Genomic DNA, 13,217 nt, shown 5'->3' on the forward strand with positions numbered 1-13,217 from the left:
TTGTAAATTTAACATAGAAAAAAACCTTATGCCAAAACCAGAAAGTTTAGAAGATTTTTACAGGAATAAGTTTAACCTGGTTCCGGCTAACCTGCAAAAGGATACCGGACATTTCAATGTGTTCCGGGTAGAAGATTGTTTTCATAAAAAAGTCAGTCCGCCAGTGTATGCACGAAGAGATTTTTATAAGTTCAGCCTGCATCGCGGAGAAACCATTTATCATTATGCAGACAAAAGTATTCGTGTGTCTGGAACAGCATTGATGTTTTTTAACCCGCGTGTACCCTATACCGTTGAAATTCTTTCGGAACAGAAAAGTGGTTATTTCTGTATTTTCAAAGAAGCCTTTTTCACAGAGAACATTAGGGGCAGTATCCGAGACCTGCCTATGTTTGCTCCTGGTGGTAAGCCTTCTTATATTTTAAATGAACAGCAAGATCAGCATGTGAGCCAGATCTTTGAAAAAATGCTGGAAGAGATTGATTCTGATTACCGCTTCAAGAATGATTTGATACGGAACTATGTTACTGAAATGGTGCATTATGCATTGAAGATTGAGCCTTCGGAGACTTTGCATCAGCATAATGATGCCAACACCAGGATCACCGCTGTATTTAATGAGCTTTTGGACCGTCAGTTTCCTATAGAATCTCCCGGACAACGCCTGGCCATGCGTTCTGCTAAAGATTTTGCAGACCAGCTTTCGGTACATGTCAATCACTTAAACCGGGCCATCAAGGAAACCACTGGCAAAACCACTACAGGTCATATTACGGAAAGGATTGTGAGTGAAGCAAAAGCCTTATTGAAACACACCAATTGGAATATTTCAGAGATCAGTTATTGTCTTGGCTTTGAAGAACCTTCCCATTTTAATAATTTTTTTAGAAAGCAGGCAGATTTGACCCCGACTGCTTTCCGTTTGTATTGATACTTTAATAGTTTGTCATCAAGAGAAGTTAGCTTATTCTCCTATCTTTGCCCTTTATGTTAGAAGAAGTCATCCTTGTCGATCAAAATGATCAGCAAACCGGTACCATGGAAAAGATGGAAGCGCACCAACTGGGTTTGCTGCACCGGGCCTTTTCTGTCTTTATTTTTAACAGTAAAGGAGAATTACTCTTACAGCAACGTGCCCTGGGTAAATACCATTCGGGTGGCAAATGGACAAATACCTGCTGCAGTCATCCAAGACCAGGCGAAGAAACAATTCATGCGGCTCACAGAAGGTTGATGGAAGAAATGGGTATGCGTTGTGCGCTAAATTATGGGTTTAGCTTTTTGTACAAAGCCGATTTCAGCAATGCACTCACCGAGCATGAGTATGACCATGTGTTTTTTGGCACGAGTGATGATTTACCTGTGCCAAATCCTTCGGAAGTAGCTTCTTTCCGTTATTTAAACCTGGAAGATCTTGCCAGAGAAATTGAAATCAACCCGGAGGATTATACCCCCTGGTTGAAAATCTGCTTTAGCAAAGTACTTGATTTTAAGAGTTGACAGGCAGCACGCTGTTTGCACTGCTCTTTCCTTCCTCGATACTTTTTATATTGCTTAGTGTTGTTTCAGCAATTTCAGTTAACGCTTCAATGGTTAAGAAGGCCTGATGCGCTGTAATGAGTACATTAGGAAAGCTCATCAGCCTCAGGATTTGATCATCAGCGATCACACTTTCGGAAAGGTCTCTGAAAAACAACTTTTCTTCCTGCTCATAAACATCAATACCCAGGTAGCCTAGTTTCCCTGATTTTAAGGCATCAATCGCATCAGCAGTACAAACCACTGCCCCGCGACTTGTATTGATCAGCATCACGCCGTCTTTCATTTTGGCAAAGCTTTCTTTATTTAATAAATGCCTGGTTTGTGGTGTTAAAGGGCAATGTATAGAAATGATGTCACTTTCCTGGAAAAGTGTGTCTGTATCTGTTAACCGGATATGTGAAGGGACGTTCTTTTCATAGGGATCAAAGGCAATTACCTTGCAGCCAAAGCCTTCCATAATTTTCCCAAATGCCAGCCCAATCTTGCCCAATCCAATAATTCCAATTGTTTTTCCATACAGGTTAAAACCCGTTAGCCGTTCGAGGGAAAAGTTTCCCTCCCTGATCCGGTTATAGGCCTTATGGGTTTTCCGGTTGAGGGTTAAAATCATAGCTACAGCATGTTCTGCAACAGATTCAGGCGAATAAGCGGGCACACGAAGTACCTTCATGTTTAATCTGGAAGCTTCGTCCAGATCAACCTGATTAAATCCCGCACATCTAAGTACAATATTGTGGATTCCAAGTTTGGCCAGATTTCTTAACGTCTCCGCATCTGCCTTATCGTTCACAAAAATACAGACTGCATCACAACCTTCAGCTAAAATATAGGTTGTAGCATTTAAAGAAGCCTCCAGGTAGAGCAGTTCGTAGCCATAATGTACATTGACTTCGTCAAAGAATTTTTTATCATAAGACTGGGTACTGAAGAAGGCTATTTTCATAAACGTATATTTTAAGTTTAACTCACTCTTTTATGCCCCAGCAACATATCCATAGCATGGCTTAGGGTACCTGCGCGGGTTACTTCCCCTGAATTGACAAAAAAGATCTCATCTGCATTTTCTATAGTGTTCAACCGGTGAGCAATGATGACCTGAGTTGTTTCTTTAGGAAGTTTTTTCAAAATATTACTAAGTAATTTCTCTGTGATCGTATCAATATTTGCAGTAGCTTCATCCAGGATCAATAATTCAGGCTTTCTCAAAACAGCTCTCATAAAGGCAATCAGCTGCTTTTGTCCGAGGCTAATACTATCTGAACCCGAAGTGATTTTTGTCTCCAGTCCTTCATCAAAAATAGCCAGCAACTCTTCCAGATTAGAAGCATGGATCACTTCCTCCAGTTGCACATTAGAATAGTCTTTATAGTGGCTGTTCCCATATAGAATATTTTCTCTTACTGTTCCTGAAAACAAGAAAGGCTCCTGTAAAATAAATCCGATTTTCTGTGTCCGTTCCTCAGGTGTAAAAGAACGGATGTCTCTTCCATTTAACAATACCATGCCTTTAGTTGCATCATACAAACGTGCAATCAAAGAAGCTGTAGTGGTTTTTCCGCCACCAGTAGGTCCGATTAAAGCATAGGTTTTACCACGATCCAGCTTAAAACTGATGTTATGCAGGATTTCCTGATTTTGGTCATAAGAGAAATGAACATTTCTGAATTCCAGCAGGGCAGCTCCCGATTCTTGTGTTTCCGCTTTTACCTGCTGCAAATCACTTTCCAGTGAGAGTATTTGAGAAATTCTATCCCAACCTGCCATGGCAACCTGGAAATTTGCCCACAGCGCAGCCAACTGTCTCAAAGGATTATAGAAATTTGTTGCATAAGACAAATAACTCACCAATAAACCGATGGTAAACTCTCCTATGGAAATCAGATGGATGCCATACAACAACACAATAAGTTGCGCGAAACTCGATAACATTCCATAAACAGGCATAAAGATATTATTGGCAAGACCTGCTCCGATGGCTGTTTTATAATTTTGCCGGTTGGCTTCATCAAACTTCTTTCTAAAATAGTCCCGGCGGTTGAAGGCGATAATGACTTTAAAGTTATTCAGACTCTCCTGAATTTCGGCACTCATTCCTCCTGTACTTTTGAGATTGACTGCATTTTTACGCTTCACCCAGGGAGAAAGCACCGCAGTAAAGATCAAAATAAATACAGCAGGCAACAATGCCGCAGCGCCAAGTTTAAAATTGATCACCAACAGGAAGATTCCTGCACCGATCATCGTTACAATACTGCCAATAAACTGCATCAGGGACTGAGAAAAAAACTGGTTCAGTTTATCAGTATCATTATTTACCCTGGAGATTAGATCGCCTGCTTTATTCTGATTAAAAAAACCTACCGGTAGTTCCTGAAGTTTATTAAAAATCGCATTTCTCAGCGTGTACAACATACGTTGCCCTACCCCGCCCATTAACTTCGTTTGCGTGTAACCGGTGATCAGGGTAATCAAATACATCACCAATAGGATACTGGAAAAGACCAATACACCATGATATTGTTTTGTTCTGACATAGGTATCGATCGTATGGCCAATTAGAAAAGGACCTAGCAAGAGTAAGCCTGAGTTGATCAAAATGGTTACCAGTGCTTTAAGAAGATTCTTTTTCTCATGACTGATGAGTTGAAGAAGTTTTTTAACCGCCTTTAAGGTTGACTTCTTTTCTTCCTGGCCTGTGGTCTGATTAAGATTGTAATTCATAATTGCTGGTACTCTGTTGTGAAGTGTAGATCTGAACATATTCCGGACTGCTTTTCATCAGCTCCGCATGTGTTCCCTCTGCTATTATTTCGCCCTGCATCAATACGATAACTTTATCATAATGTTCTACAGCAGCAATTTTCTGGGTAACGGAAAGTAAGGTTAAACCCGGATAATTTTGTTGCACATTAGCCAGAATCCTTTGTTCTGTATTGGTATCTACTCTGGCCGTAAAATCATCCAGCAGCAATACTTTAGGATTTACAGCCAATGCCCTGGCCAGCATAATCCGTTGTTTCTGTCCGCCAGAAAGACTGGATCCCCGCTCTGAAATTATCGTATTCAGTTTATCTGGCAAGCCGTTAATAAACTCTTTCAGCTCAGCGGTTTCGATAGCCTTTTCGAGAGATTCGTCTGTGACAGTATCACTAAAAGCAATATTCTCCCGGATGCTTAGATTAAACATAATACTGTCCTGAAAAACAAACCCAACCTGCTGGTGAAAAGCTTCCTGCTGATAATCGGCAATAGGGTGCCCGTCAAACAGGACTTCTCCGGATTCAGGAGGGATTAACCCGGTAAGAATGTACAACAGCTGAGTTTTTCCGGCTGCTGTCGGACCGATAACCGCAGTTTTAGAGCCTGCCTTGAGACTAAAGGAAATCCCTTTTAAAGCTGGCTTTTGACCATAAGAAATAGAAACATTTTTCATTTCAACAGCTCCGGCCAATACATCTGTGATCGTACCGCTTTCAGGAACTTCTTCGGTATTCAGAACTGTTTCTATCCGCTGATAGGAAGCTGTAGCCTGGGCAATCACGTTACTCATAAACCCGATCACAAGAATTGGAAAGATCAATAAAGCAAGGTAGCTGTTGAATGCTGCAAATTCTCCAAGCGACATGGTTCCCTGAATGACAAAATGCCCTCCCAATGCCAGGATAGCAAGGCCGCCCATATTGGCTACAAAGATGATAACCGGGATCAAGCCAGCAAACAAACGCAGGATACCCAATCCAAGGTCTCTGGCCTGGGTATTGGCATCCAAAAATTTATTGTACTCCAGCTGCTGGGAATTAATGACACGAATGAGCGAAGAACCTAAAATACTCTCATTAATGACTTTATTTAGCCAGTCAATCACTTCACGGCTTTTCTTGAACAGCACTTTAACTTTACGAAGGACCATAAAAAATGCCCCCCCTATGATGGGAATAATCGCTATAATAACCAATGCCAGCTTCCAATTAAGCAGGAGTAACAAGATACTGGCACCTACAATCAGGAAAATGGACGAAGCGATAGACACGATAGCCTGAGACACAAACATTTTAATAGAATCTGTATCGGCTGTTAAATTGGTCAGCAGTTTGGAAGGATTGGCTTTTTCAATATAAGCATGACTTTGTCTGGAAATCTGATCAGAAAGCCGGGTCCTAAGATCTTTAGCTACCCGCTCGGAAGCATAGGTCTGAACAATGCTTTGCAAATAGGTGAAAACAAAAACCAGGATAATGGCCACTGAAAATTCTATCAGAACCGGTTGAAGCTGGAATGTACCATTCGTGTACGCATCAATTCCACTTGCTATAATTTTTGGAAGTAATAAGTTGATGCCATTACTTAATAATGCTAAGAATATCAGCAGAAAGATTAATTTCTTATAAGGTATGAGCAGACTGAATATGCTGGCTTTCTTTTCCTTCTTTTTTTCTTCCATAGGGCTGGCGTAACTTCTTATAGTTTTGCGGGTAAATTTACTTTGATTTCTCTTACATTTTCTATATTTCTTTTTGCTGATATAGAAGCGTTACATGATCTCTTAGAGATTCACAGATAAACTGCGCCATAAATAGAATACCAGATAACTTTCCCATCCCTCATATGGCTTAAAAAAGGCATCTGTATGCTGTGCCTCTTCCTTCCGGCTAATGATTTCATGACGAAGCAAGGCATTAATCAAGCCCGCATCACCATAAGGAATGCAGGACGGTTCCATAAAAGATTTCATCAGCGCATAATTTGCTGTCCATAAGCCTATACCCCGGATAGAGGTGAGTGCCGCCTGTTTATCTTTAAGCGAAGCCATGTTCCTTAATTTCACTTCAGAAATCTCTCCTTTTTCAAAGGCGGTAGCAATCCCAATCAGGTATTCGGCCTTTTTCTGAGAGAACTGCATAGCTCTTAAATCTTCCATTGAAGCCTTTGACAATGCACTGCTGGATGGAAACGAATAGTAAAACTTATTTTCGAAGCCTATTGGCTCTGCATATCGTTCCACCAGTTTTCTTTTCAATTTATAAGCAAAAGTCAGGTTAATCTGCTGCCCTATGATTCCCCAGCAAAGGGCTTCAAACAAATCAGGAATACTGACCAGCCGTAAACCATAATAGGCTTCGGGCATATAATCGAGTTGGCTGTCTTTAAGCAGCAATTCGTAAAAACCGGATAGATTCCTGTCCAGGTCAAACCAGTTTTTCACATAACTGATTATTGCAGAACGGTCTTCTTCTAGTGCTCTGCCTTCCAAAAGATGAACCTGTAGTATGGAATTTATTGCGCTGACCCGAATTAAAAAAGGCCTCCCCTTAACTTTTATAACCTTGGTAACCGAATCAGGGGAAAGCTGATGCATGCAGTCATCATAATTTCTGTCCAGGAACCATAGACATTCTTTGAAACTAAACTGCTCAGGAAAAGGGTATTCAAAAATGATGGAAGAACTCATCCTGCAAAATTAGAAAATCATCAGCTCATATGGACCCGTTTCTTGCGATGTTAAAAATTCCTTTTTAAAAGCAAAGAGCCCTGACCGGTAAATAGCGGGCAGGGCTCTTTATTTTTATGACCAGAAGAACTATAGTTGATTTAATTCATCAATAACGTTCTGTGCCAGTTTTTGGATCTTGGAAGTCTCCGCATCAGCCAATTGACGTGCCTTCTTTGCAGCGATCAGTCCTTCCTCTTTTTTCTTCATAGATAAACAAACTTTTGAAAAAGTGCTCACCGTACTGTATTCTTCAGGCTCCAGCTCCATAGCTCTTTTGGCCATCAGATACGCTTGCGGAAGTAATGCAGAGTTGCTGTCTCCCTTCATATCAGCCCTGCGCGCAAGAAAGCTCAGCTTATCCGCATCATCTTTTAACAAACCATTTAAAGCGGCAGAAGTCAATTTATTGTAAGCAGCTACATTCTTTTGTTCCTGGTAATAATCCGCCTCGAGCATAATCCCTTGTTTTTGACGGTTTACATCTGGAGAAGCTTTGAAATGTTGCAATTCTGAGAAAAAGCCTTTTTCATCCCCGCTCCTCATCTTTCCATACAGTGAATTACTGATGAGTCGGTCGGTGAGTGCATCCCGTTCTTTTGCCGTTGAATACGACATGATTTTATCTTTATGCTGCATAAACCAGCCCCCAAGCTTGTCGTCTTTTGCCCTTGCCAGATTGTTGATGATCTTCCATCCCAAAGCAGTTCCCAAATCGGATTCTTGTACCTTATCTGTAACCTCTGTACCGATTTTTTCAGATGCGCCGCGGTCAGATTTCTTCAATACCAGATAATAATCCATCAGAAAGGGCAGATCACGGGTACCATTGTCGTATTTTGCTTTTAAAGCCGCCGAATTTTTCTTAGGGTCGCCGGCCAGTTTTGCTTCTGCAAGAAATTCTTCTGCGGTCATTCTTGAAGCAGTACGATGTATAATCTCCCCTTTATCGTTCACGAACAGATAGGTTGGATAAGACTGGACGTTGTATTTTTTCTTCATCTCAATCCCCTCTCCTTTTTCCATATCGAGCTTCAGATTAATAAAATTTGTATTGTAATAATTGTAGACAGCTGGTTGTATGAATACATTTTTCTCCATCCATTTACAGGGCCCGCACCAGGAGGTATAGCAATCTATAAAGATGAGTTTGTGTTCTTTTACAGATTTCTCCCTTGCATCGGCCCAGGAGGAATTGGAATTAAAATTGATTTCTTCCTGTGCTTGTAGGCTTATCGCGACAAACAGGAAAAGACAGGTAATTATTGATTTCATCAGAATATTTTTTTTAATTATTTTTTTTAATCTATTCATAACCTGGATTTTGTTTAACTACGTTATTTCCTGCTTTAATGCTGGCAATTGGAATAGGAACAATGTATCTGGTTTTGCTGGTCACGTTTGGCTTATAGTTTACGATATTGATATCTCCTTCAACCGCAAATCGAACTAAATCATACCATTCTTCTCCACTTTCACAACCTAATTCCAATTGTTTTTCTTTCAAGACAGCCTGTAACAATTCAGCTTTTGTCTGGACGGAAGGTAGAATTAAAGTTGCACCAGCACGGGCACGGATCACATTGATCATGTCCCTGCCTTTAGCTAAATCAGCAGGGTTTCCAGTTCTGATTAAAGCTTCGGCTAAAATCAAATAAGCCTCCGACAACCTTAAGTAATACTCCGTGTTTGCAGTTAAAGCCTGGCCGTTAATCGTCGTATTGTTAAATTTACCATTCCTGATCAGGTTACCCGGCGGCGCTGTAAAATAAATCGTAACTCCTTGTCTGGGATCTCCTGCCAGCAACTGATAATAAGAGTTTTTAGGTAATACATAGGACCGGAAAGCAAAGGCCTTATTGTTACGTTCATTTTTATCATCAAATGGTGGTGCCAATAAAGCTTCTTTTGAATTGAACCATTTTGTAAAAACATCGGCAAATTTATCTTCCAGCTTCGCATTTCCTCTTTGATCAATAGTTGCAGCAGCATATTGGGCAGCCTGAACATAATCTCTCTTATACAAATACACTTTGGCAAGCAACATATTCGCTGCTTGCTTGGAGGCAAATTTTGCGGTAGAATACTGTGCAGCGTTTGCGATGGCAAATTTTAGATCTTTCTCAATTTGAGCGTAAGATTCACTAACCGTAGATCGGGGTTTTGGAGTAATATCTTTAGCTGGTGCATCCCAGGTAACAATTCCGTAGGGAGAAGTAATATCGTAAAACTGTCCGTATAATCTCAATATCGAAAAATGACTTAAAGCCCTCAAAAAACTGGCTTCAGCAAGAATCTCATTCTTCCTTGGATCAGTGGTAGACAAAAGACTAGTTTTTTCAATAACGTGGCTGCTCATATTAATGATATAGTACCAGCTGGTATAAATCCCAGAAAGTGTTGAGTTATCAGGCTTGACATCATTGTCCGCAAATTGCTGATAACTAGGTCCACCAGAAGTACTGACGTCAAAACTTACACCCATACACCCGGTTACACCGGGTTCATCAACAATCAAGCTAAATGAATGCAGCTGCGCGTAGGTACCGGTTAAAACTTTGTTAGCAGATGGGATGTCGCTGATCACGTTTTCTTCACTCAATTTGAAAGGTGGCTCAATATTGGTTACATCGACCAGGCTACATGCTTGTAGCGATAAGGCAAAAAGAAATGCCGTTGCGTATGATAAATATCTCTTTTTCATGTTAGAAAATAATGTTAAAACCAAAATTAAATGTTCTTGTTGAGGGATAAACTCCACCATCATATCCTCCCGCTATAAGGCCGGCACCAGTTGATGTACTGTTTTCCGGATCAGGTCCATCATACTTGGTCAAAACAAACAAATTGGATACTCCAGCATACAATTTGATTTGATTGACTTGTTGTTTCATCCATTTCGCTGGATTGATGTAATAAGCCACCTGGACGTTTTTCAGTTTTAGGAATGATCCATCCTGAATAAAATAATCAGATGCACGTCCGTTTTGATTTGGATCGCCATACACATTTCTAGGTAGATCCGTATTTTTATTATCCTCAGACCATCCATTCAAAGTTGATCGATAATAATTTTTATTGGAAGAATAAATTCCTCCACTGGCTTTTGCTCCATTTTGTAATTTTTGACCGCAAGCAAAATAGAATAAAAAGGAACCTTCCAATCCACCGTAACGAAGGACATGGTTCCATCCCCCAAAGAATTTTGGTTCGGCATTACCTAGCTTCACTCTATCAGCGTCAGAAATTGTTCCATCTCCATTTACATCCACAAATTTGAAATCACCGGGCGCTGTCTTGATCGCTTGATACCGGCCACTGGGAGAAGCTTGATTCAATGCTGTAATCTCGGCCTGTGTTTGGAAAATTCCGGCCACCCGATAACCAAAAACACTACCTAAAGCATCACCTTCCTTAAGGTCGTTCAGTGCGGTAGCTGAACCTCCATTTAGTTTTTCTAAACGGCCAATATTCATATTAAAATTAATATCTGTTGTATATTTAAATTTACCTTGGCTAATCACATCGCCTCCAATTACAAATTCAAATCCTTTATTGGAGATGTCTCCAACATTTATGGTCTGCCGACTAGAACCCGTTTCAAATGGAATCGGAACACTCAACTCTAAATCCTTTGTATATTTACGATACACATCCACGGATCCTCGAATTTTATTGCCTAAAAATGCAAAATCTAATCCCAGGTCTGTTTGATTCGTCGTCTCCCATCGAATACTAGGGTTAGGCACTCCTTCCACTGTCACGCCATTTTGACCATTATAGAATTGACTGGATGTACCAGAAGAAAAGAATGTACTATAAAGCCAATCGCCCAGATTCGCAGTACCTGATTTACCTGTAGAGGCTCTAAATTTCAAATCTGATATCCATTTGTATTTTTTCAGGAATGACTCCTCTGAAATCCTCCAGGAGAAAGCAGTTGATGGGAAAAAACCCCATTGGTTGTTTGGCCCAAATTTGGTAGACTTATCAGTACGTGCAGTAAAAGTAAAATAGTATTTACCATTATAGTTGTAATTGGCCCTTGCGAAATAAGATTGCAAGCCACTCAGGGTTCCGCCTGATGTATAACTCTGTATGGATCCCGCAGAGCCCAGGTTATTCAATATAAGGTCATCAGGAAAATTGACAGACTCTAATTTCAAGGATGTACCTCTATCTGACGTAAAAGAGGCGCCGACCATCGCATTCAAATAATGCTTTCCAAAAAATTTATCCACTGTAGCCGTATTGTCAAAAACCATAGAACTGAATTTAACATTGTTATCCTTACGACTTCCTTTTCTTCCATTTCTAATTTCAAACGGATCGAAACTAGGTGTATAACTGATTGTAATATTATCTGTCTGATTGTAGGAAAGCGTAGATCTTAAACGTAAAAACTCAAACGGTCTTGCCTCAGCAAATAGGGAAGCCAGTAGATTATCTCCATTAAGTTTATCTGTATAAAGTGTTTTCGCTACAGGATTGCCCTGTACACTATCAATGGTTGTTGCATATCTGCCATTTTTGTCAAATACAGGAATATCGGGTCTGTAACTAGCGATATTATAATAATAAGTACTGGATGCTCCATTAGAGATGTTTTTGGTGTAGTTGATATTTGCACCTGCTTTGACCAGTTTTACTACTTCTGACTCTATATTGCCACGAATATTATAGCGATCAATGCTACTTGCTTTGATCACACCTGCCTGGTTATTCATACTTGCTGAAAATGAATAGTTGGTTTGACCATTACCTATGCCACCGCGCAAACCCAGGTTCAACATATTAGAATAACTATTCCGGGTAACTAGTTTACGCCAATCGGTACTCACACCTTTGTATTGTATAAAATCAGTTGGAAAAGTGACTCCGGCATTCTTATAAGCTTGAGTAGCCACTTGAAGCAGCTCATCTGAAGTCAACATATCAAAATCTTTGATAAACCGATCCATCATTCCTTGATAACTGAGTGTCAATGTAGGTTTACCTTTTCCTTTTTTGGTCGTCACTAAAATAACACCATTAGCACCCCTAGAACCGTATATAGCGGTCCCCGAAGCATCTTTAAGAATGTCTATACGCTCGATATCTTCCGGATTAATCGCCGCTAATGGGGAGATTTGAAATGACTTTGTACTTCTATAGGCATCCGATCCATTTCCTTGGCCAAGTTGAATTGGGACACCATCAATCACATATAAGGGCTCGTTTACACCAAATACAGAAGATGCGCCGCGGATTCTGATAGAGGCATCAGCACCGGGAGCTCCCGATGATTTAACAACCATCACACCTGGTGCGCGGCCAGCCAATGCAACATCAAGGCTGAACGCCGGCTGTTTTTGCATCTCTTCCACATTTACCAAAGAAACGGCTCCGGTCAAATCACGTTTTTTAACCGCACCATAACCCACCGCAACATTAACTTCCTCCAACTGTCCATCTGCCATTTTTAAAACGACAGCACCCAGATCCTTCCTGGCTTTGAGCTCCTTGGGTAGGTAACCTACATATGAAATAACAAGCACAGCATCCTCTTCCACATCATTCAAGGTAAATTCGCCCTTGTTATTGGTAAATACCATTTTTTTGGCTCCTTTAACCTGTACGGTAGCTCCTGGCAGTGGTCCTCCCCCCTCATCCAATATCACCCCTTTGACATCTATGGCTTTGAAATACTGGATAGCCTGATCTACAAGAGACAACGTTTTGTTTTTAACAACAATGCTTTTGTTGTCTATGGTATAGGTAAGCATCTGCCCTGCAAAAACAGCATCCAGAGCATCTGTTAAAGAGCTGTTCTTCAAATTAATGGTTACAACTTTTGCTCTCTGCAAAACACTCGTGTTAAACAGAACGGTATACCCGCTTTGACTTTCTATGACACTTAGAACTTCTTCCAGAGAAGCATTTTTCTTAGTGACAGATATTTTTTGTGCGTATCCTGTTGCGCTAACCTGTAAACAGGTAAAGGCGATAAGGAAAACAATTAGTTTCATAACTAAAATTGTTTTGGTAATTAGCCCCCGCTTTTTACACAGTGGGGCTAAAAGCATAGAATAATTCATACTTTTACGTTGGTTTGGGTGTGTTGATAATCTATTGGTATAGTTTTCTTTCCTGCCCTAAATGGCAGGTGTACCCGAACTATCGGCTGGGAGTGGTGAGAGACTCCTGG

9 protein-coding genes are annotated in these 13,217 nt (G+C 40.5%); 2 read left to right on the forward strand and 7 right to left on the reverse strand.

Annotated elements, in window-relative coordinates; all coding sequences use genetic code 11:
- Window positions 1-28: 28 nt before the first annotated feature.
- Both R2S08_RS11140 and idi read left to right on the forward strand, forming a co-directional pair.
- Window positions 29-931, forward strand: a complete 903-nt coding sequence (locus R2S08_RS11140) for a helix-turn-helix domain-containing protein (protein WP_316835252.1) — start codon at window positions 29-31, stop codon at window positions 929-931.
- A gap of 56 nt (window positions 932-987) precedes the next feature.
- Window positions 988-1,500 (forward strand): isopentenyl-diphosphate Delta-isomerase, encoded by a 513-nt coding sequence (gene idi / locus R2S08_RS11145; RefSeq protein WP_316835253.1) that lies wholly within the window; start codon window positions 988-990, stop codon window positions 1,498-1,500.
- Here the strand turns inward: idi and R2S08_RS11150 are convergent.
- The 7 genes from R2S08_RS11150 to R2S08_RS11180 form a co-directional block, all read right to left on the reverse strand.
- Window positions 1,490-2,485 (reverse strand): 2-hydroxyacid dehydrogenase, encoded by a 996-nt coding sequence (locus tag R2S08_RS11150; RefSeq protein ID WP_316835254.1) that lies wholly within the window; start codon window positions 2,483-2,485, stop codon window positions 1,490-1,492. The two genes, idi and R2S08_RS11150, sit on opposite strands and share 11 nt — an antisense overlap.
- A gap of 17 nt (window positions 2,486-2,502) precedes the next feature.
- Window positions 2,503-4,263: an ABC transporter ATP-binding protein gene (locus tag R2S08_RS11155; protein ID WP_316835255.1), complete on the reverse strand. Its 1,761-nt coding sequence runs from the start codon at window positions 4,261-4,263 to the stop codon at window positions 2,503-2,505.
- Window positions 4,247-5,983, reverse strand: coding sequence for an ABC transporter ATP-binding protein (locus R2S08_RS11160; protein WP_316835256.1), 1,737 nt, complete (start codon window positions 5,981-5,983; stop codon window positions 4,247-4,249). Before R2S08_RS11160 ends, R2S08_RS11155 begins: the two co-directional genes overlap by 17 nt.
- 102 nt (window positions 5,984-6,085) lie before the next feature.
- Complete coding sequence (locus R2S08_RS11165; RefSeq protein ID WP_316835257.1) at window positions 6,086-6,991, reverse strand: DNA-3-methyladenine glycosylase family protein; 906 nt, start codon at window positions 6,989-6,991, stop codon at window positions 6,086-6,088.
- A 129-nt stretch (window positions 6,992-7,120) separates the two neighbouring features.
- Window positions 7,121-8,305: a thioredoxin family protein gene (locus R2S08_RS11170; RefSeq protein WP_316835258.1), complete on the reverse strand. Its 1,185-nt coding sequence runs from the start codon at window positions 8,303-8,305 to the stop codon at window positions 7,121-7,123.
- Window positions 8,306-8,336: 31 nt separating this feature from the next.
- The gene (locus R2S08_RS11175) at window positions 8,337-9,734 is read right to left on the reverse strand and encodes a RagB/SusD family nutrient uptake outer membrane protein (RefSeq protein WP_316835259.1); all 1,398 of its coding nucleotides are present in this window, start codon (window positions 9,732-9,734) and stop codon (window positions 8,337-8,339) included.
- A gap of 1 nt (window position 9,735) precedes the next feature.
- Window positions 9,736-13,038 (reverse strand): TonB-dependent receptor, encoded by a 3,303-nt coding sequence (locus R2S08_RS11180; protein ID WP_316835260.1) that lies wholly within the window; start codon window positions 13,036-13,038, stop codon window positions 9,736-9,738.
- Window positions 13,039-13,217: the final 179 nt, after the last annotated feature.

Origin of the sequence: Pedobacter nutrimenti, assembly GCF_032678445.1 — a bacterium.
GTDB lineage: Bacteria > Bacteroidota > Bacteroidia > Sphingobacteriales > Sphingobacteriaceae > Pedobacter > Pedobacter nutrimenti_A.